This window comes from Curtobacterium sp. MCLR17_059, assembly GCF_003234665.1.
GTDB lineage: Bacteria > Actinomycetota > Actinomycetes > Actinomycetales > Microbacteriaceae > Curtobacterium > Curtobacterium flaccumfaciens.
In genome coordinates this window covers 134479-154239 of record NZ_QKSU01000008.1, presented here as the reverse complement: position 1 = coordinate 154239, position 19761 = coordinate 134479, and the positions used below count along the sequence as shown (strand labels likewise).

22 protein-coding genes and 1 tRNA gene are annotated in these 19761 nt (G+C 71.9%); 12 read left to right on the top strand and 11 right to left on the bottom strand.

The window, feature by feature from the left end; all coding sequences use genetic code 11:
• Window positions 1-6: 6 nt before the first annotated feature.
• From DEJ12_RS12560 to DEJ12_RS12540, 5 genes are read right to left on the bottom strand one after another with little or no spacing between them, the layout of a single operon-like run.
• A complete protein-coding gene (locus tag DEJ12_RS12560; protein WP_111030251.1) occupies window positions 7-558 on the bottom strand; it encodes a hypothetical protein in 552 nt (183 codons plus the stop codon).
• Window positions 555-1535 carry an aldo/keto reductase gene (locus tag DEJ12_RS12555; protein ID WP_111030250.1) on the bottom strand — a complete coding sequence of 327 codons (981 nt, stop codon included), beginning with the start codon at window positions 1533-1535 and terminating at the stop codon, window positions 555-557. The genes DEJ12_RS12560 and DEJ12_RS12555 overlap by 4 nt, the downstream gene beginning before the upstream one ends.
• 35 nt (window positions 1536-1570) lie before the next feature.
• Window positions 1571-2104: a hypothetical protein gene (locus DEJ12_RS12550; protein ID WP_071405333.1), complete on the bottom strand. Its 534-nt coding sequence runs from the start codon at window positions 2102-2104 to the stop codon at window positions 1571-1573.
• Between the two features lie 43 nt (window positions 2105-2147).
• A complete protein-coding gene (locus tag DEJ12_RS12545; protein ID WP_111030249.1) occupies window positions 2148-3017 on the bottom strand; it encodes a hypothetical protein in 870 nt (289 codons plus the stop codon).
• Window positions 3017-3661, bottom strand: a complete 645-nt coding sequence (locus DEJ12_RS12540; protein WP_111030248.1) for a SatD family protein — start codon at window positions 3659-3661, stop codon at window positions 3017-3019. The genes DEJ12_RS12545 and DEJ12_RS12540 overlap by 1 nt, the downstream gene beginning before the upstream one ends.
• Window positions 3662-3909: 248 nt before the next feature.
• Between DEJ12_RS12540 and DEJ12_RS12535 the strand changes: the two genes are divergently transcribed.
• Window positions 3910-6087 carry a hypothetical protein gene (locus tag DEJ12_RS12535; protein WP_111030247.1) on the top strand — a complete coding sequence of 726 codons (2178 nt, stop codon included), beginning with the start codon at window positions 3910-3912 and terminating at the stop codon, window positions 6085-6087.
• A gap of 54 nt (window positions 6088-6141) precedes the next feature.
• A tRNA-Val gene (locus DEJ12_RS12530) sits at window positions 6142-6214 on the top strand.
• Between the two features lie 47 nt (window positions 6215-6261).
• On the opposite strand, the gene DEJ12_RS12525 is transcribed toward DEJ12_RS12530, so the two are convergent.
• Complete coding sequence (locus tag DEJ12_RS12525; protein WP_111030246.1) at window positions 6262-6618, bottom strand: putative quinol monooxygenase; 357 nt, start codon at window positions 6616-6618, stop codon at window positions 6262-6264.
• Window positions 6619-6785: 167 nt separating this feature from the next.
• Here DEJ12_RS12525 and DEJ12_RS12520 point away from each other — a divergent pair, with 167 nt between their 5' ends.
• Entirely contained in the window at window positions 6786-7718 is a 933-nt protein-coding gene (locus DEJ12_RS12520) for an AraC family transcriptional regulator (RefSeq protein WP_111030245.1), read from the top strand.
• A gap of 8 nt (window positions 7719-7726) precedes the next feature.
• Here the strand turns inward: DEJ12_RS12520 and DEJ12_RS18240 are convergent, their stop codons facing one another.
• Entirely contained in the window at window positions 7727-7852 is a 126-nt protein-coding gene (locus DEJ12_RS18240; RefSeq protein ID WP_258370575.1) for a hypothetical protein, read from the bottom strand.
• Between the two features lie 22 nt (window positions 7853-7874).
• Between DEJ12_RS18240 and DEJ12_RS18235 the strand changes: the two genes are divergently transcribed.
• Entirely contained in the window at window positions 7875-8000 is a 126-nt protein-coding gene (locus tag DEJ12_RS18235; protein ID WP_258370574.1) for a hypothetical protein, read from the top strand.
• Between the two features lie 233 nt (window positions 8001-8233).
• On the opposite strand, the gene DEJ12_RS12510 is transcribed toward DEJ12_RS18235, so the two are convergent.
• Window positions 8234-9016, bottom strand: a complete 783-nt coding sequence (locus DEJ12_RS12510; RefSeq protein ID WP_181433114.1) for an NAD(P)-dependent oxidoreductase — start codon at window positions 9014-9016, stop codon at window positions 8234-8236.
• A 52-nt stretch (window positions 9017-9068) separates the two neighbouring features.
• Here DEJ12_RS12510 and DEJ12_RS12505 point away from each other — a divergent pair, with 52 nt between their 5' ends.
• Window positions 9069-9551, top strand: coding sequence for a MarR family winged helix-turn-helix transcriptional regulator (locus tag DEJ12_RS12505; protein WP_181433113.1), 483 nt, complete (start codon window positions 9069-9071; stop codon window positions 9549-9551).
• A gap of 15 nt (window positions 9552-9566) precedes the next feature.
• Here the strand turns inward: DEJ12_RS12505 and DEJ12_RS12500 are convergent, their stop codons facing one another.
• Complete coding sequence (locus DEJ12_RS12500) at window positions 9567-10724, bottom strand: acyltransferase (protein ID WP_111030242.1); 1158 nt, start codon at window positions 10722-10724, stop codon at window positions 9567-9569.
• A 117-nt stretch (window positions 10725-10841) separates the two neighbouring features.
• Here DEJ12_RS12500 and DEJ12_RS12495 point away from each other — a divergent pair, with 117 nt between their 5' ends.
• The 6 genes from DEJ12_RS12495 (at window position 10842) to DEJ12_RS18060 (ending at window position 14927) form a co-directional block, all read left to right on the top strand.
• A complete protein-coding gene (locus tag DEJ12_RS12495; protein WP_111030266.1) occupies window positions 10842-11528 on the top strand; it encodes a response regulator transcription factor in 687 nt (228 codons plus the stop codon).
• On the top strand, window positions 11525-12688 hold the full coding sequence (locus DEJ12_RS12490; RefSeq protein WP_111030241.1) for a HAMP domain-containing sensor histidine kinase: 1164 nt from the start codon (window positions 11525-11527) through the stop codon (window positions 12686-12688). Before DEJ12_RS12495 ends, DEJ12_RS12490 begins: the two co-directional genes overlap by 4 nt.
• A gap of 10 nt (window positions 12689-12698) precedes the next feature.
• Window positions 12699-12941 carry a hypothetical protein gene (locus DEJ12_RS12485; protein ID WP_111030240.1) on the top strand — a complete coding sequence of 81 codons (243 nt, stop codon included), beginning with the start codon at window positions 12699-12701 and terminating at the stop codon, window positions 12939-12941.
• A gap of 102 nt (window positions 12942-13043) precedes the next feature.
• Complete coding sequence (locus DEJ12_RS12480) at window positions 13044-13583, top strand: GNAT family N-acetyltransferase (protein ID WP_111030239.1); 540 nt, start codon at window positions 13044-13046, stop codon at window positions 13581-13583.
• Window positions 13584-13672: 89 nt separating this feature from the next.
• Window positions 13673-14338, top strand: coding sequence for a hypothetical protein (locus DEJ12_RS12475; RefSeq protein ID WP_111030238.1), 666 nt, complete (start codon window positions 13673-13675; stop codon window positions 14336-14338).
• Between the two features lie 67 nt (window positions 14339-14405).
• The gene (locus tag DEJ12_RS18060) at window positions 14406-14927 is read left to right on the top strand and encodes a hypothetical protein (protein WP_181433112.1); all 522 of its coding nucleotides are present in this window, start codon (window positions 14406-14408) and stop codon (window positions 14925-14927) included.
• A gap of 143 nt (window positions 14928-15070) precedes the next feature.
• Here DEJ12_RS18060 and DEJ12_RS12465 read toward each other — a convergent pair whose 3' ends face one another.
• Window positions 15071-17242 (bottom strand): phosphocholine-specific phospholipase C, encoded by a 2172-nt coding sequence (locus DEJ12_RS12465; RefSeq protein WP_111030236.1) that lies wholly within the window; start codon window positions 17240-17242, stop codon window positions 15071-15073.
• A 239-nt stretch (window positions 17243-17481) separates the two neighbouring features.
• Between DEJ12_RS12465 and DEJ12_RS12460 the strand changes: the two genes are divergently transcribed.
• Window positions 17482-18237 carry a GntR family transcriptional regulator gene (locus DEJ12_RS12460; RefSeq protein ID WP_111030235.1) on the top strand — a complete coding sequence of 252 codons (756 nt, stop codon included), beginning with the start codon at window positions 17482-17484 and terminating at the stop codon, window positions 18235-18237.
• A gap of 84 nt (window positions 18238-18321) precedes the next feature.
• On the opposite strand, the gene DEJ12_RS12455 is transcribed toward DEJ12_RS12460, so the two are convergent.
• Window positions 18322-19650 carry a nucleotide disphospho-sugar-binding domain-containing protein gene (locus DEJ12_RS12455; protein ID WP_111030234.1) on the bottom strand — a complete coding sequence of 443 codons (1329 nt, stop codon included), beginning with the start codon at window positions 19648-19650 and terminating at the stop codon, window positions 18322-18324.
• Between the last annotated feature and the right edge of the window lie 111 nt (window positions 19651-19761).

Genomic DNA, 19761 nt, shown 5'->3' with positions numbered 1-19761 from the left:
CCGGCGCTAGTCGTACTGCGGGGGCCAGTCGAAGGGGGCCGGCAGGTGCGGGACCTCGCCGACGGTCGTGACGACGAGGACGATCTGGCGGAGGTCCGTGAGCTCGATCGAGCGCGGGTTGCCGATCCTCCGGTGCCCGTCGACCCACACCGTCAGTTCGCCGCGCAGACCACCGACGTGCTCCGGACCGAGCGAGACGCCCCACTCGTCGAAGAACTGCCCGAGCGTGAACGTCTGCTCCGTCGGGGACTCGACGTGCACGATGCCCGACGTGTCGTGCGTGTGGATCTCCGCGGCGAACTTCCGGTCGTCGGAGTGCCCGATGTTCGCCGGGACGGTCACCGGCTCGTCGCCGTCCAGGATCGTCAGGTGCGTGTGCACGTGCTCGGCCAGCCGTTCGCCCCAGACGTTCCGGAGCCCGGCGGACTCGGCGCGGGCCGTCAGGTCGGACGGCCGTGGCCAGGGTGGAGCGTCGCGGGTGGTCACCGCTCCGGGTGCGGCGCACCCGGACAGCAGCAGGAGTGCGGCCACCGCGACCGCGACGCTCCGCAGGTTCACCAGCGGTCGTGGACGCTCGCGCGGAACCACGTGTCGTACAGGTCGTGCACGGTGGCGTCGAGCCCCTCGATCGGCGGCAGGTCGCCGGCCGCGGCGTTCGAGCGCGCCTGCTCCGGGTTGCGCGCGCCCGGGATCGCCGCGGTGACGCCGTCCTGCGCGATGATCCACGCGAGCGCCGCCTGCGGGACCGAGACGGCGTCCGGCAGGGACGCCGCGAAGGTCTGCGCGGCGCGCACGCCGTCGTCGTAGTCGACGCCGCTGAAGGTCTCGCCCTGGTCGAAGGCCTCGCCGTGGCGGTTGTAGTTGCGGTGGTCGCCCTCGGCGAACGACGTGTCGGTGGTGTACTTGCCGGAGAGCAGACCCGAGGCCAACGGGACGCGCGCCAGGATGCCGACCCCTGCCTCCAGTGCGGCCGGCAGCACGCGGTCGAGCGGCTTGAGACGGAACGCGTTGAGGATGATCTGGACGCTCGCGACGCCGGGTCGGGCGATCGCGGTGAGGGCCTGGTCGGCGGTCTCGACGCTGACGCCGTAGGCGGCGATCGAGCCGTCGGCGACCAGCGCGTCGAGGGCGTCGTAGACGGCGTCGTCCTCGTAGACCGGGGTCGGCGGGCAGTGCAGCTGCACGAGGTCGAGGGTGTCCTGCCCGAGGTTCTTCCGCGAGCGGTCCACCCACTCGCGGAAGTTCGCGGCGACGTAGTTCTCGGGGACCTGGTCGGCGCGACGGCCCATCTTCGTGGTGATCGTCAGCGGCACGTCGGGGTTCGCGGCACGCCACGCGCCGATGAGCTGCTCGCTCCGGCCGTCGCCGTAGACGTCGGCGGTGTCGAACAGGGTGACGCCCGACTCGACGGAGGCGTCCATGACGGCGTTGGCGTCGGCTTCGGAGACGGGACCCCAGTCACCGCCGAACTGCCAGGTGCCGAGACCGATGGGGGAGACGGAGCGGCCGGTGCGGCCGAGGGGGCGACTCTGCATGGGTCCGAGCGTAGTCAGACGCGGACGGGCGGGGTTCAGCCGATCGTCGAGACGCCGCGGCGCAGGAGCGCTCGCGCTGCCCGCGCGCGGGGGATGACCCAGACGGCTGCCCACAGGGCCATCGCGCTCCAGAGCAGGATGAGCATCGTCGTGATGAGCGTGCCGTGCTGGTCGCGCATCGACCAGGTCATCGCGATCCACAGCACGCCGAGGACGACCTTGCCCCAGCCTGCGCCCTCGCGGTCGGCCTGGGCCTGCACGAGCGGGATCCACTGGTCCGCCGGCACACCCGCGGGCACCTGACCGTCGGCGATCCACTCGCGGACGACGATCGACCGTTCGTAGCCGCCCTCGGCACGCCAGGCGCGGCGCTGCAGGACGACGGCGATCGCGGCACCAGCCACGGCGGTCGGGATGCCGGCCGAGACCAGGACGGTGGTGGTCGCCTCGGTCCACGAGGACAGGACCAGCATGACCAGGACGACGGCGAAGGCCGCGCCCGTCACACCGGCGCCGAGCAGGCGGAGCCGCCCGGCTTCGTCGAGGACACCGACTCCGACACCGTTCACGGGGGAGAGCGTACCTGCGGTGATCGGGGGCCGGGGGCGTTCGTCAGCCCAGTGCCAGCAACCAGCACATGCCGGCGGCGGCGAAGGCCATCGCCCAGCTCACCAGGCTGCCGATCAGGAAGTACTCGGCCTGGTACCCGGTCGTCTCGCGGCGGATCTCGGGGAACCGGACGATCCCCTTCGCGGCGATCAGTGCGGCGACGACGGGGAAGGCGCCGGCCAACGAGAACCCGGCGAGCAGCAGGCGCTCGATCGGGCCGATCATGCGTCCGCCCTTGAGGGTGACCGTGCGGTCTCCGGGTTGGTCGTCGTCTTCGTCCGACGCCCTGCCGGTGCGTCGTCGGCCGAAGCGTTTCGGTCGGCCGGCTGCTGCTGCTGCCGCCGCCGCCGCTGTGCGCTGGTCGTCCGGGGAGAGTTCTGCTGGCAGTGCCTGGGCGACGACCACGTTGGCCGAGTCGACCAGGAACAGCGCCGATCCGATCCCGGCGACGATCGCGGCGAGCGGCACCGCGCCGACGAAGGACGGGCCGACGTCCCGGCGCCAGTCCACCACGAAGCCGGAGGCGTCGGCAGCCGGTACCCAGAGCAGCAGCACGGCGACGGCGACCGCGAGCAGGACGGCCGGCCAGGACCCGGAGCGTCGGAGCCAGGGGAGTGCCCGACCACGACCGCCGGGTGCGCCCCCGGACCGCACCGGGATCGTCGTCGCGACCCACAGGGCTGCGAGGACGACCGTGACGAGCACCGACCAGACGGCGAGGCCGAGGCCGAGCACCGCCACGGCCGTCACGGCGGCCCAGAGCAGGACGATCACCGTGGCGGTCAGCCCGCGCCGTGGAGCCGCATCGGTCCCGGTCCGTGCGCGGACGACGTCGGCGAGCCCGACGAGGGTGAGGAGGACTCCGGCGAGCATCAGCTGCCCCCGTCCCCGAGGACACGCAGGCCCTCGACCAGGGCGGCGACGCCCGACTTCTGCACGGACTGGGACACCGCCGACGGGGTGATCCCCTCGTCTGCGGCGATCTGCGCCTGCGTGCGGCCCTGCACCAGACCGAGTGCGATCCGGCGGGCGCGGGGTGCGAGTCGCGAGACGACGTGGTCGCGGCTGAGGAAGTAGGCGTTCACGAGTCGCTCCGTCGTTCCGTGGCGGTCGTCGGCGTCGTGGTACCAGGACCGCAGGAACGCGGTCCGGCCGTCCTCGCGCCGGTGGGTCTCGTTGATGGCGTCCCGAGCCGACCACCAGCCCGGGCCGTCCTGCAGCGGGCCGGCGCCGCCGGTGCCGATCGTCCGGACCTGCCCGCGGCCGATGCCGAGGCGGATCTGCACGGTCGGGGGGAGTGTGAGGGTCGCGGCCGTCGTGGCCAGCAGCGCGTCGGTGAGCGTGGCGTAGATGACCTGGAACTCGTCGCCGACCGTCGCGCGCAGGGGGTCGAGCGCGGTGACGCCAGGGGTACTGTCGAAGGCGTGCTCGACGTCCTGCTGGGCTGCGGAGCGGTCCTCGAGCGTGCGGGAGTCGACCAGGTCGACGATCACGGCGATCACGGGCTCGGGCTGCATGGGTTAAGCGTAGAGCTTCATATCGTCGAAAGTAAGCCTGGGGCTAAACCATTTGGGGTGGGCACTCTCGCCAGCGCACGGGTCCGCGGCTGAAATGTCACCTTCTGGACGTCTGGCGTCGAACCTGCCAGCATGGGCGGACGCTGTCGGAGGGGGACGAGCAGATGGATGGTGCACGACCGGGGACGGGTGTCGCCAGGACGGGTTCGACCGAGACCGCGGTGCGGCGGCAGGACGGTCCACCACCCGTGCCGTCGATCGCATGGAGCGGGGGCCGCGGGGTGCTCGCCCTCGTCGTGCCGTTCACGGCCGGGCTGCTGCTGGCCGGGGTGGTGCTCCTACTCGGCGTGCCGGGCGGTCGCGTCGCCCTGGTGAACGGTGCGTTCGCGGCGCTCGAGGGGGCCGGGGTACCCGTGGCCCTGCTCGCCGTGGGCACGGTCATCGCGGCGCTCGGGCTCGGTTTCGGGGTGACCGCAACCACCGTGGTCATGCTCGCGGCCACGGATGATGCGACCGCGGGGCCGCGCGACGCGTGGCGGTGGTCGGTCCACCACTGGCGGCTCGTCGTCGAGGCCGCTCTCGTCGCGTTGGTGGCGGTGGCGGCGGGGACAGCCACGGCCGTGTCGTGGCGGGCAAGTGTCAGGGGCACCGTCGTGATCGTCGTGGTGCTGGCGGTCGGTGTCGTCATAGGGGCGCCGCTGCTGCTCGGGTGGGCGTTGCTCGTGGCCGGTGTGCCCCGTCGATCGGCCTTCCGTCGCGCCTGGGGATCTGGTCGGGTCATCGTCCGTGGTGGGCACGAGGCGACGGCGACGCCGCGCCGCGCGCTCGTCGGGGGAGCGGCGCTGATGACGGTGCTCGGGGTCGGCGTGCTGCTGCTGCGCCTGTTGCCGCCGTCCGTGCTCCGGAGCAGCGTCATCGTGGCCTGGTGCTGCGTCGCCGTGACCGGTCTGGTGCTGGTCATCGTCGCGATCGCGGTGCGTGGGGCCGCAACGCGGAACGAAGGCGGTCGGCTTCGGTCACCGCTGGCGGTCGACCCGGCCGATCCGATGGCCCGGGGACGACGGGCGCGGCCTGGACTCGTCGGAGCGGGCGTGGTGCTCGTCCCGGCGGTGGTGTTCGCGGTGATCGTCTCGAGCAATCCGCTCGGCGTTGTGCAGTACGACGCCGCCCCTGCCGACGCGCGCGCCCTGCTCGGCGGCGACATCGCGGACGTCGGAGGCCGGACGGCGGTCGTGAGCACGCCGTCGACACCGCCCAGCCGTCTGCGGATGTGTGGGCATGCGTCGTGCGACACCCCCGTGGAGATGCCCGGCCTGACCGGCGGCTCCGCGATCGGGAGCGCCGGCGACGGCGGGCTGCTCACCGCCCAGTGGAAGGTGCGGTTCGAGGACGAGGTCGCGCAGGAGTACGAGCTCGAAGTCGTGCACTCACGCGCGGATCAACTCGATGCGGCGCCGAAGTCGGACGGTGCCGCCTGGCCCGCGGGGAGACGGGCGGAGCAGCGTGACTCCGCCGACGAGGCACCCGCCGTCGATCGCCCGGAGGGGCGCCGCACCACGGTCGCCGCCGTCGACATCGTGGAGACCGATCAGGGGCGCGTCAGCTACTGGATGACCGACGTGGCAGTCGCGAGTTCCGGCGACCGGCCGGTGGTGGTCGGGATCGCCCGCGGCGGTGAACCGGAAGGACGCTCGCACCTGGTCGCCGTGTTCTGCGAGGACGTGTCCTGCGTCGAACACACGGTTCGGCAGGTGGCGCTGCCGTGGATCCCGCCGCTGGACCACCAGGGTGTGGACGTCGCCGTCGCGCCGGACGGCACCGCGGTGGTCTCGCTGGTGTCGGAGACCGACGCTCGTTCGCCGACCTTCACCGCCCTTCGGCTCGTGTCGTTCAGCCCGGACGGCGGCCAGCCCGTCGTCCGCGACCTGTCGCACGCGATCCCGCCGGGGGAGCCGGTCCGGGCGTGGGACGAGGCGTACGACGCACGGGTGGCGATCGGCGGCGACGGGAACCCGGTCGTGCTCGCGCGGTCGAACGGTGTCTCGACCCAACGGCTGACGTTCTGCGCGGATGCGTCGTGCTCGTCTTCGTCACACACGGACATCACGCCGAAGGGGCCGACGAGCCTCCTTCCGGCGTTCGTCGTCGACCGATCGGGGCGGCCACTCGTCGCGGTCCGTGACGAGGAACGGGGCACTCTGGGACTGCTCTCGTGCCGTGACGCGCGGTGCACCACTTCCGAGCAGACGACGATCGCCCGGTTCCCGCCGGTGCAGGACGAACGGTCGGGCACCAGCACGCTGGCGATCGGCCTCACCGCCGACGACGCCCCGATCGTGCTGTCCGGTGGCGTTCCGGAGGACCGGGACGAGGACGCGAAGGGACTCGTGATCCGCTGCGACCGACCCCGGTGCGGGGTGTCGTGACGTGCCCGCCTGGTTCGACGACGATCGAGCGCTGACGCCCTAGGATCGTGGTGAGGGCCTTTAGCTCAGCTGGTAGAGCGCCACGTTTACACCGTGGATGTCGTCGGTTCGATCCCGGCAGGGCCCACCGAGCCACCGCTGGCCGGTCTCCCACCGGGACCGACCAGCGATCCGTCAGTCGCCGAGGGGCCACAGCCATTCGGCTTCGAGGTCGCCTTCGACGAGTTCCGCGAGCTTGCCGAAGTAGTCCTGCATGTGTGGCTGCTGCACGTGGCGCGCGATGTCCGCCCCGGAGGACCACCGCTCGTAGAACGCGAACGCCCCGGGCTGCTCCTTCGTGGTGTGCACCGAGTACTGCTCGTAGCCGTGCTCGGACCGCACCGTGGGGATGATCGCGCGGATCGCGTCTTCGAGTGCCTGCTCCTTGCCGGCCCGGGCGCGGGCGAACCCGTAGACGGCCACCGGGGTCGTCGAGGCCAGGACGTCGGCGGGCATCAAGCCATCGGGGACGGTGTCTTCGGTCGTGCTCATGGTGACTGCTTTCTTCGTGTCGTTGCCGTCCGAGTGCTCCGGACGTCGCCAACGCTAGGAGTGGCCGGTGGGACGTTCAATGCTCCTGCGGACCAGGTTCATGTCCGCGAGGACCAAGCGGAGTGCTTCCATGGTCCATCTGGAAAGACCGGCGTACGTTCGTCGAAGTGGACGTCCTCTCCGAAGTACTCGACGTCTCCGGAGTCCGGGGAAGTGCCGGCGCCCGGATCGCGGCCGCCGGCGACTGGGGCGTGGAATGGGTCCGGGATCGCGACGCCGTCGTCTACGCGGTCGCTGCCGGTGTCGCCTACTTAATGGTCGAGGGCGGTGCCCCGAGGCTCCTGACGACGGGCGACGTCGTCGTCCTGACCACCGGCGCCGCACATGCGCTCTCCAGCGCGCCCGGCGTCGACATCCACTCGTGCGACGTCGCGGCCGCGGACGAGGCACGCCGCAACGGTGGCCTCCTGCGTCTGGGTGACGGGGACGAGCAGACGCAGATCCTGGGCGCGTCGTACTCGCACGACCCCGCTGGATCCACACCGGTCTTCGCCCTGCTTCCTCCGGTGATCCACCTCCGGGCCCAGCAGCTCGACGCGAGCCTCGCGGACATCGTCCGACTCATCGGGCACGAACTCGCTCGTCCCGGCCTCGCGACCCACCTCGTCCTCGATCGTCTCGTCGACGTCCTCCTCGTCGCGATCCTGCGGACCTGGCTCGCCTCCTCGCCAGAACCCGGCGCCTCGTGGTGGGGAGTGCTCCGCGACCCGCTCCTGATGCGGGCTGTCACGAGGATCCACGAGGCTCCCGGTCACCCCTGGACGACCGAGGCGCTCGCACGTGACGTCGCAACGTCGAAGCAGACGCTGGTGCGCCGCTTCCGGACGTTCGCGGACACCACGCCGGGGGAGTACCTCACCCGCTGGAGGATGGACCTCGCAGCGCGTCGACTCCGTGACACCGACGACGGCCTCCAGAAGATCGCCGCCGACGTCGGGTACACCTCTGTCTACGCGTTCAGCCGAGCCTTCAGCCGCGAACGGTCGGTCCCGCCCGGGCGCTACCGAACGGTCGCCCGCGCAGGTGAGCGCCCCGATTGACGGGAGCACTACTCGCTGATCGTCGATGTGCTCGCCGCGCCCATGGAGAGCAGGATCAGCGCGCGCGCCGTTGCAGACCCGGCCTCGCAGCCGTAGACGACCAGCTGCAGGCCGGGTGACCCCTCGACGATCACCGACCCCTCCGCCGCGGCCGCGATGGTCGACTACCGTGCCGAGTCGATCTCCGCCGACGCGATCGCCCGCGCCGTTTCGTACGCGGTGGCCGAGCGACCCGACGTCGACGTGAACGAGATCGTCGTGCGGCCTGCGGCCCAGCGTTGAGTTGCTTCGCAGCGTCGCAGTGAGCCGTCGGGCGCGGCTTGACGCGTTGCCGTCGCACCGGGAGGGCCATGTCTCGATCGGTGATCGTCATCGAACGCGAGAGGCTCTGCGTGCCCGGTCGGCTGGGCAGGACCTCGACGATGCCGTCCGCGGGTACGAGGACCGGAGACCACCCGGGCCGCGTGAAGCTGATCGCTCGGTCACGTGCCTGACGACGCCGGTGTGATCGGTGCTCAGGGACGCCACTCGGTCAGCTGGAGCTCCGGGAAGGCAGCCAGCAGCGCGGTGGGATCGCCAGGAGTGACCGGGTTGGCGAGGAGGTCGTCGATCGCTGGCGGGAGATCGTCCCGCCGGGTCGTGGGAGTCGGGCCGCCGTGGGCGATGTCGACCCATTCCTGCATCGTGTGCTGCTGGGGCCCGACGAGGTCGAACACGCCACTCGGTGCACCGGGCCGGGTCGCGAGCAGGATCGCCTTGACGACGTCGTCGATGTGGATCGGACGGAAGACCTGGGAGCCGTCCCCGGCGATCGGGACCGGATCGCCGTCCGTGCCGCCACGCACCATGAAGTCGAACGGCTGGGGGTTGTCTCGGCCGCCGACGATCGCGCTGATGCGGAACACGGTGGCGTTCATCGGGGCGAGGATCTCTTCCGCCATGCCCTTGGCGCGCTCGTACCAGTTCTCGGCGGAGGAGTCCGCGCCGAGTTGGGAGAGGTAGACGATGCGGGTGCCTTCGCTGACCGAATCCGCGACCAGGCGGGTGGTCTCGACCGTGCCGGCGAGGTAGTCCTCCCAGTGCGGCGCGCCGAAGTTGCCGGCGAGGTGCGCAACGGCGTCGACCTGGCCGAGGGCGGTCTCGGCGGCAGTCGACGTCGTCCAGTCCGTGATCACCGTGGCGGCATCGACCCGGCCACTCCGGCGAACGAGCGCGATGGCGTCTCCGTGCAGTTCGGCGAGCATCTGCTGACCGGTGCGACTGTTCGCGCCGGTGATGGCGAGGCGAGGGCGATTCATGTGCGATGTCATCATGTGCTACAGCATATGCCTGTTGTGGGAGGATCGGGGGATGGATGACCTCGAACGACTGGGATTGCTGACGAAGGCTGTCTCGCGGGAGTCGGACAGGCGCCTGACCGAGCTCCTCAAGCCGCTCGGCGTGACGCCCAGCCAGGCGGAAGTGCTGCAACTCCTCGACCTGTACGGACCGATGTCGTTGGGAGAGCTCGGCGGGCTGGTGCTCTTCGAAGGCGGGCACCCGAGCAGGCTCGTCGACCGCATGGTCACGGCGGGGATGGTCGATCGCCAGGAGAGTGCGGATGATCGGCGCCGGATCCAGCTCAGCTGCACGCCTGCGGGACGGCAGCTCGCCGCGGCGGCCACGGCGGCGAAGGAACAGTTTCGAGTCTGGCTCCGTGCGCAGCTGGAAGGTGTCGAACTCACACCGGCCATGGACGCCCTCGCAGCCGTCATCGTCGGTACGTCGATGCAGGACACGGTGTCGTCGCGTGCAGCACGTTCGCTCGTCCGTTCCGACAGCACCCAGACCTGAAGCAGGCACGAGCGGTCACTGTCTCGACGGGGTCGTGGCGATGCTGGTGGGGACGCGCGGGGAGCTGATGCCAGCGCGTGCCGCGCGGTTCCTGAGGCCGTGCAGCAGGAGCCGGCGCGCCGGGACCTCGACCGCGTCGTGCAGGACGGTCGCGACGGCCATCGCGACCACCAACGCGAGCAGGGCCATGAGCGCGCTGCTGACGCCTCCGGCGGCCGCGCCCTGGGGCCGGAAGGCCAGCACGGCGTCGATCGTCAGGAGATGGACGAGGTAGAACGCGAACGACCTGCTCCCCAGGTGCACCAGCAGCGGAGACGACAGGCCGGTGGAGCGTCCTTCGGTGTCCGCCCTGGCGAGCGCGGGCAGGAGCAGGGAGAACCCCACGACCGTGCAGCCGGTCAGCGCGAAGCCCGAGGTGGGATGCAGGTCTGCGGCGAGGAGTCCTGCGACCGTCAGCAGGACGGGGACCGCGAGTCGTGGTCCGCGCCAGGCGCCCGCGCGCACCAGGGCAGCGCTCAGGACGCCGAGCAGGAACTCCGGGAACCGTGCCGGTGGCCAGCTCGCCGGGACGGGAGAACCGGGCAGGTGCGGCACGAGCACCGGTGCGACCAGGACGAGGACGGCTGCGAGCACGGCGAGGGCCGTGAGCACGGCTGGGTGGGCGTGTCGGATCGGTCGGATGAGGAACGGGAACGTCAGGTAGAAGAACGCTTCGCAGGCGAGAGACCACGACACCGGGTTCCCGGCTTGCCACCACGGTGTGTGCCAGGCGTTGACGAGCAGGACGTTCGCCACGAGGGCTGCCGGCGACGTCGTCCGGATGCTCGGCATCAGTGTCGCTCCCACGACGATCGCGGCGAGGACGGCGACCAAGTGCAGTGGCCAGATCCGCGAGGCGCGTCGGCACCAGAAGGTCAGAGCTGCTCGGACTGGTCCTGCGCGCTCCCCGTCGGTGCGGTCTGACCAGGCCAGGACGAAGCCGGAGAGCATGAAGAACAGCGAGACTCCGGTGTCGCCGCTGCCGACCACGGCGCTCAGGGTGCTCTGCGCGTTCCCGTCGAAGTACCCGAGGTTCCGCACGTGGTAGGCGAAGACCCCGAACGCAGCGACCCAGCGCAGGCCGGTCAACGACGGCAGGACAGGGTTCTCGAGCGCGGGGTCGGTTCTGGACATGCCCTCATCGGAACAGTCGGCACGTCAGCCGAGCGTCTGGTCGAGCGCATACGCTCCGCATACATCCGATCTGCTGTGCTGACCGGGTCCGGATCGGCCGGGGCAGCGAGGAGCGACGTGCGGGTACTGGTGGTGGAGGACGAGCCGTTCCTGGCGGAGGCGATCCGCGCGGGCTTGCGGCTCGAAGCGATCGCCGCCGACACGGTGGGCGACGGCTTCGCCGCGCTCGATCAGCTGGCCGTCCACGCGTACGACGTGGTCGTGCTCGACCGGGACATCCCCGGTCTGCACGGCGACGAGGTCTGTGCCCGGATCGTTGCTGATCCGGAAGCGCCGAGCGTCATCATGTTGACCGCGTCGACGACACTCGCGGAGCGGGTCCACGGCCTCCAGCTCGGGGCCGACGACTACCTGGGCAAGCCCTTCGACTTCGAGGAGCTCGTGGCACGGCTCCGCGCGCTCAACCGGCGAGCGCGTCGCGCGGTCGCGCCGGTCCTCGAGACGGCTGGCCTCCGGCTCGACCCCTTCCGACGTGAGGCCTACCGCGACGGACGCTACCTGCGCCTGGGGCGGAAGGAGTTCGCGGTCCTCGAGGTCCTGCTGCGTGCGGACGGTGGCGTCGTGAGTGCCGAGCAGCTGCTCGAGCAGGTGTGGGACGAGCACGCTGACCCCTTCACCAACGCGGTCCGGCTGACCATCTCCACGCTGCGCAAGAAGCTCGGCAGTCCCGATGCCATCCGGACGCTGCCCGGTGTCGGGTACGCGGTGGCACAGGGGCCTGTGCGCGAGGGTGACGGAGCATGAGGATCCCTGCGCTACACCGTCTGTCGATCCGGACGCGGCTCACCCTGACCTACACGGCCCTGATCCTGCTCACCGGCGCCGTCATGCTCGCGGTCGTCTTCGCAGTCCTCGCCATCGTCACCGGCTACGCGTTCACGGCAGGCCCGTTCCCCTACGGGTCGACGCACGACGTGTACGAGATCACCGGCCGCGACGACGTCCTCCGCCTCTTCGTCATCGTCTCGGTCCCGGCGCTGCTCGTGGTCGGGGGCATCGGTGGTGTCGTCAGCTGGCTCGTCGCGGGCAGACTCCTCCGCCCGCTACGCGACATCATCACGACCGCCGACCGGCTCGGTGCCGGGACGCTGGACGCCCGCGTGGACGTCTCCGGGCCACCGGACGAGATCCGCGACGTCGGTGCGACGCTGAACCGGATGCTCGACCGCCTGGAGACCGCCTTCGTCAGTCGGTCGCGGTTCGCGGCGAACGCCTCGCACGAGCTCCGGACCCCGCTCGCCACGATGAAGACGATGCTCCAGGTCGCCCTCCGCACACCCGACGGTCCGGACCGGACGCAGACCCTCGAACGACTGCTCGTCACCACGGACCAGATGATCCGGATGACGACGGCGCTGCTCGACCTGGCACGGGGGGACGAACCCATCGACGCGCGCCCGGTGTCGCTCCGCGACGAGGTTGCGGCCGCGCTGCTGGCAGTGGACGCGGAACGCCTCGCCCGGCGGATCGTCGTGTCGGTCCAACTCGACGACGTCGTCGTGCTCGGCAACCGACCGCTGCTCGGGCAACTCGTCGGCAACCTGATCCGCAACGCCGTGGTCCACAACGTCTCCGGCGGGAGCCTGCGGGTGGTGCTCGACGATCGGTCGTCCGAGCTCCGGGTCGAGAACGATGGCGAGGTGATCCCGGCCGACGAGGCGCACGAGCTGACGGAGCCGTTCCGCCGCCGCCACCGCACGCGGACGAACGGGAGCGGGCACGGACTCGGCCTGCCGCTCGTGGCGATGATCGCGACCGTGCACGGTGCGGAGCTGACCCTGACGCCGCGCGCTGCCGGCGGGTTGACCGCTTCGGCCCGCTTCCCGGAACGGCAGCCACCAGATCCGGAAGGATCCAACCGATCGTCGCCCCGGGTCCTCGGCGATCACCCTGGCGTCCGGTAGCGTCAGCGCCATGACCGAGATGCAGCGACGCACTCTGCTCGAACGGCTGATCGGCAAGCCCCTGCCGTGGCTCGCCTGGGTGTGGGCGGTCATCGCGCTGGTCTGGCTCGTCCTGGCCGTCGTCGAACCGTCCCGGTTCCACATGCAGATGGCGGTCCTCTGGATCATCCTCGCCGCCGTGCAGATCGGCTCGGTGTCCTACGCCCGTGCGCAGGCGCGGAAGCGTGCTCGGAACGCAGGCGACGACTCGTAGCCGGCCCGACGCCGGCGCCCAGAGCACGCCCACGCCCGCCCAGTGCATGAGCGTGCGCAGAGCTCGGCGAGATGCCTGTGCGCTGCGTGAGAGCATGCGGTCGTGACAGACGAACCCCTGCTCGAGATCCGGTCGGCGTCCGAGACGGACGCGGCATCCGTCGCTGCGGTCGTCGTCCGTGCGTACGCCAACCAACAGGGTTGGGTGAGCGACGCCGAGCTGGTGACCGGGGAGCGGACGAGCCCGGACCAGGTGCGTGCGATGATCCGTGCCCCGCGGTCGGTGGTGCTCGTCGCGGTCCACGACGCCACCATCGTCGCGACGTGTCACCTGCGGGCCTCCGACCGGGCGACGGCGCACCTCGGCATGCTCGCTGTGGACCCGGCGTGGCAGTCCCGAGGCATCTCCCGGCGGCTCCGGACCGCGGCGATCGCGTACGCCGAGGAAGCCATGGCGTGCGAGTCCGTCGAGCTCGAGGTGCTCAGCGTGCACGAGGGACTGCGACGCGTGTACGAGCGAAGCGGGTTCATCGCGACGGGGGAGACCCGACCGTTCCCGGCACACGTCGCTCGCGTCGCGGGGCTGCACTTCGTCGTGCTCCGGAGATCGCTCGGCGCTTCTGGACAGAACCCGGACGTGTGACCCGAGCGGCGCGCCGCCGCCGGGACCCGTAGGCTCCAGGCGGACCCACCGGTGCACGGGGCGCACGGCGGGATCCGAGGGGGAACCACATGTCCATCACATCCAGGATCACCACCGCGGGGACGGCGACCGTGATCGTCGTGCTCGCACTCTCCGGCTGCGCCGGGACCGGCACCACGGCACCGGGAGTGGAGCGGGCCACACCGCGGTCATCGACACCGACACAAGCGCCGACCCAGGCACCGACGGAGACGCCGACCGCGCCGGCCACCGTCGACTCGGCAACGAAGGACCTCACGTTCGAGGACGGCGACGCGCTCTCGGCGAGCACGCTGCCCGCGTTCGGGCTCCAGGTCTCGGCACTCGACGGCTGGGAGCAGACCGGCGAGGACCCGACCACCGGGTCGCGGGAGTACACGAACGCCGACGGCTCCGTGGCGACGATCACGCAGCAGCGGCTCACCGACCTCGACCCGACGATCGGGGACCGTGCCGCCACCGAGCAGCTGTTCACGGCTGCGGGGCTCCCGGCCGACCGGCTCGAGGAGCAGCTGCTGCCGACGATCACCGGCGGCACCGCGCAGTTCCTGTCGATCGCCGGGCACAACACGGACGGGTCCTGGTCGGCGACGGTCGCACGCGCCTTCGCGAAGCCCGGAGCGGCGCTCATCGTGAAGGTCCGGACGACCTCGCAGGATGCGCTCCGTCCCGACCTGCACGACATCCTGGTCAACGCGCAGGTGGTCGTCGCCTAGCGAGTCGAGCTGGTGCGTCGGGGGCGCCGCGACGGGTGCCCCCGACGGGTCCCTATGCTGAGTCCTCGTGCGCCGCTCCGTCCGTCTCCTGACCGTCATCGTGATCGTCGCCCTGTTCGCCGTCGGGGTCCTTGCGGCAGTGGTGTTCATCCAGCGTGTGCTGGCAGATCCGGCAAGCGACGTCGCGTGGGTCGGCACCGTCCGGGCGATGGGGTTCATCGTCATCGGGGTCATGCTGACACTGCTCGGACGGCGAGGGCTGCCCGCGGCCGTCGACGCGATCAACTTGCTCGCCGACGCCGGTCCGGTGCGGCCGCTCACGGTCGTGGTGTGGGTCGTCCTCGGCGCCACCATCTACTCGATCCTGCGCGGCTGGACGGTGATCGTCCCCGTCGCGGCCGTCATCGGTGCGATCGTGGTGGCGTTGCCGTTCGTCGAACGCTTCCTGGACGCGGCGCTGGCCCGACAGGCTGCGCGAGCCGACGCCGACGCCGAGGCCGACGCCGACGCCGACGCCGACGCCGACGCCGCCGACGCCGCGACCCCGGTCACACCGGTGGCACCCGCCGGGACCGCCGCCGACGCGTGAGACGACGAGCGAGACGGCACGCGGGACGGACGTGAGACGGTCACGAGACGCGACGGGAGGCCCGGTGCCAGCTGGCACCGGGCCTCCCGTCCGTCGTCGACGCGGCCTGACCGCCCCTGCCGACCCACGCGGGTCGGCCCGCCTCAGCGCTCCGCGCGTCCGGCGAAACGGTACCGGAACCCGGGCACACCGTCCGCGGTGACGACCACGTCGTAGTACCCCCACTCGTCGAGCGGCCAGTGCATCGTCTTGTGCCCGGAACCGCGGACGTGCGCGGTCTCGCGGTGCTCCACGAAGTCGTTGGCCACGAGCACGAAGCGGAGCTCGGCCCGGCCGGTGTTCTTGAGCAGGAGCTGCAGGGTGCGCCGACCGCGGGTGTCCCGGACGACCGAGACGTGCGGGATACCGCCGGTCGCCGGACCACCGACCTCGACGGTGCCGGCGAAGCGCCGGAGGAACCGGTCGGGTCCGTAGACGCTCACGTCGTAGGCGCCGGCGGTCGTCGTGGTGTCCCATGCCCAGTCGGCGGTGGCGCCCACGGGGACGGTCTTCGGGTGGGCGGCGAACGGCATCGCGGTGTTCGGGTAGACCAGGAAGTTGACCCCCTGGCGACCGTCGTTCGCGAGGGTCACGGTGACGCGACCGGTCCGGTGGTCGACGCTCGCGTCCGCGTGCTGCCGGTAGGGCAGACTCCGGCGGCGGACGGTGCCGGGCTCCTGGACGGGCACGGTCTGCGCGCCGATCGCGGGTTCCTCGATGGGCGGCTTCGCCTGGTCGGCGTCGGCGGCCGCGACCAGCGCGCGGGTCTGCTCGATGCCGGGGACCACGTCGGCGCCGGGGATGCTCGCGTCGGGGGCGCTGAAGTCGAAGCAGCTCGTCAGGTCCCCGGAGACGGTCCGTCGCCAGTCGGAGATGTTCGGCTCGCGGACGCCCGTGACGTGTTCGAGGAACTGGATCACGGACGTGTGGTCCGCCACCTGCGAGTTGACCCACCCGCCACGGCTCCACGGCGACACCACGGTCATCGGCACGCGGGCGCCCATGCCGATGGGCAGTCCGTCGACGTACTCGTCGGGGGTGCCGGGTTCGGCGAACGGGGGGACGACGTGGTCGAAGTACCCGTCGTTCTCGTCGTAGTTGATGAGCAGGACGGTCGAGGCCCAGGTGTCCGGGTTGCTGAAGAGCGCCTGCACGACGGCGTTCGTGTAGTGGGCGCCGTAGTCCGGGCTGGCCGCCGGGTGCTCGCTCCAGCCGTAGGGGGCGACGACGTACGACACGGTCGGCAGGCTGTTGGTCGCGCAGTCCTGCCCGAACTGGCTGAGCAGGTGGGTGACGTCGAGGCCCTTGCCGGAGTTCGGCTTCCACCCGTCGTGCAGCCCGGCACGCGCGGCGAGCTCCTGCTGGGCGGGGTCGGAGGACGCGAGCGCGCGGTGGTACTGCTCGAACAGCCAGAGCGGGTTGTCGCCGTAGTCGCCGACGTACGGGTCGGCGGAGCTGTCGCCGACCTCGTCGTTGGCGTAGGTCTTCCAGGTGACGCCCGCCGCCTGCAGTCGTTCGGCGTAGGTGGTCCAGGCGAACACCGGTTCGTAGTCCGCCGGGTTGTCGGTCGCCGGTCCGCCCTGGGCGCCGCGGGGGTCGATGGTGCCGGACCACTGGTACAGGCGGTTCGGCGTCGTCGGACCGTTGAGCGAGCAGTGGTAGTCGTCACAGACCGTGAAGGCCCCGGCGAGTGCGCGCTGGTAGGGGATGTCCTCGCTGGTGAAGTAGCCCATCGTCTGGGCGCTCTTCGCGTCGACCCACCGGTTCCAGGCACCGCCGTTCCAGGCGGTGTGCCCACCGCCCCAGGAGTGGTCGAGGCCGTCGGCGTTCTGCGCGTTGAACCGGGTGGTGTCGAGCCGGAACGGCAGCATCGCGCCACCGTCGGTACGGGCCGCTGCCGGCTGGTGGAAGACGTCGTGTCCGGTCGGCAGCTCGAGCGCCTGCTTGTCCGAGAACCCGCGGACCCCGGGCATCGTGCCGTAGTAGTGGTCGAAGGACCGGTTCTCCTGCATGAGCACGACGACGTGCTTCACGTCGGCGATCGTGCCGGTGGGGACGGCACGGGCGGTCGCGGCGCTGGCGCGGTCGGTCGCGCCCGGTCCGAACGCAGACCCTGCGGCGACGCCGGCCATGATCGCTGCTGCGCCGCCGACCAGGACCGTCCGGCGGCTCAGGCCGGGGCGGACCGCTGCGGTGTACGCCGCGTCCGGGGTCAGCGGTGGTGCGGCGTCCAGGCTGACGTCGGGTGCGCCGTGTTCGGGCTTCCTCGTGCTCATCGCAGGCCTTCCAGATCGTGGGAGTGCGGGCACTGCGGGGGAGGAGCGCCCGTCAGCATGACAACGAGGTGCGCTGAACCGTGCCTTGCCCGGCCGTGGCGGCGGGGTGAACGCGTCCGGTGGAGTCGGGATCGACCTGTCCAGGTGTGCCGCGGCGCAGCCCTGTCGTTCCGGTGTCGATCCCGCGGGGACTCCGACACACCTGGACAGCTCGTACCGCGGCGGGGGAGGATCACCGGGTGCGACCACTGTTCCGGGACATCGCCGAGGACCTCGCCGACCGGGTGCTCCGCGGTGAGTTCGACGCCACGGGTGTCCTGCCGGCCGAGCACGACCTGGCGGCCGACTACGCCGTCGCGCGCGGCACCGTGCGGAACGCGCTCGAGCTGCTCCGCGACCGGCAGGTCCTGACGGCACGTGCCGGCTCCCGCTGGCGCGTGCGCACAACGACGCTCGGTCACGACGCGGGCGCGCTCGAGTCCTTCGGCCAACTGGCCAGGGCCCGGGGGCACGAGCCCGGCGGGCGGGTCGTGGCGGTCGAGGAACGACCGGCCACCGTGCGCGAGCGGCGCCTGTTCCGCGCCGCGCACGACGAGCCCGTCCTGCACGTCGTGCGGGTGCGCTCCCTCGACGGTGTCGACGTCATGCTCGAGCGCACCGCCTACGCGCCGTGGGTCGCCGCCGTCATCCGGACGATCCCCGGCGGGCAGACGTCGGTGTCGGCGACCTTGGAGGACCGGTTCGGCATCCGGGTCGGTGCCGCCGTCACCACCGTGGACGCGCTGCTGGCCGACGACGCCGACGCCGCGCTCCTCGGGGTCCGGCCCGGCGCGGCCCTCCTGCAGGTGCGCCGGTCCAGCACCGCCGAGGACGGCCGCCCGCTCGAGGCGGGCGACGACCGGTACGTCGCCGGGACCGTGCCGCTCCGGATCCGGACGGCGTCCGCAACGGCAACGGCACCGCGGACCGGCACCGGGCACGACGACGCGGGATGAGACGGACGGGAGGCCCGGTGCCAGCTGGCACCGGGCCTCCCGTCCGTCTCCACGCGACCCCACGACGTGGGCCGGCAGGCGGGGTCAGCGTCGCTGTGCGCCGTCCGCGGCGGCGGCCGCCGCCAACCCTGCTTCGATGACGTCGACGGGGTCCGGCAGGGCCGCGATCGACGCCGCGACCTGACGGCTGCGGGCGCGGTGGGTCGGCGTCGCCAGGACCTCGCGGACCGCCCGACGGATCGCCGCCGGCCGTGGCGTCCCGGAACGCAGGTTCCGTCCGCACCCGGCCCACGCGACCCGGGTGGCGACCTCCGGCTTGTCCTCGGTCGACCCGGCGACCACGAGCGGCACGCCGTGCGCGAGGGCACGCTGCACGCCGCCGAACCCGCCGTTCGTGACGACGACACTGCACCGCGGCAGCAGCTGGTCGTAGGGCAGGAAGGTCGCCACCCGGGCGTTGGCGGGCAGTGCCGTGCCGAGCGCGCGTAGAACCTGGTCGACGGGGCGGCCACCGGTGGTCGCGACGACGAGGACGTCCTCGTCCGCCAGCGCGCGGAGTGTCGGCGCGATGAGCCGGCCGAGGTCGACGGTGTCGATCGTGCCCTGGGTCACGAGCACCACCGGAGTGTTGGTGTCCAGGTCGCCCCACCACGCGGGCAGGTCGGCCGCGGGCGTCGGTGCCGCGCGGGCCACGACCGGACCGACGAACCGGACCGAGTCGGGGAGCTCGCGCCGGGGGTACTCGAGCTCCGCGACGCTCAGCTGGAACAGGGTGTCGAAGCAGCGGTAGGCGAAGTCGAACGTCCCGGTCTGGGACGGCGGCGCCCCCACCTCGGCGAGCACGGCGTCGACGGCCTGCTGCAGCGGGCGGGTGAGGACGGGGTGGATCGCGGCGGTGAGCAGTCGGTTCCGCACGCGCGCCAGCGGCCCGCGACCCGGCGCGAGCGCGGTGCCGAAGGGGGCGGCGTCGACGCTGGTGAGCGTCACCGGGGTGGTCGCGATCCCGAGCACGGGCAGGCGGTCGCCCCGCGGCAGCGCGAGGTACGGGGCGAGCCCGGTGAACGTCGCCTCGCCGAGCACCGCGTCGAAGCGCCCCGCTGCCAGCAGCGCCGTCAGCGCGCGGTACTGGGACGGGATCGCGCGGACGAACATGGCGATGATGCCCTCGCGGACGACGGCGATCCCGCGTGCCGCACTGGCGTCGGCGAGCCGCTCCTGCAGATCGGCGTCGTCGAAGTCGACGTCGGCGGGCAGCGCCACGAACCGGAGCCCGGCGCCGACGACGAGCTCGCGGTACTTGGACCCCGTCAGCACGGTGATCTCGTGGCCGCGTTCGGCGAGGTCGCGGCCCACGTCGACGAGGGGCGCGAGGTGGCCGTAGACGGGCGGGGCGCAGAGCAGGTACGAGGACACGGGCGCCGCTTCCGTCGGGGGATGGCCGGACGTTCGGAGCGTAGGCGCGGCGAGCAGGCGCGTGGCGCGGCACGGACTGGGAGTGGGTGAGAGTCCTCGAGCACACGACGG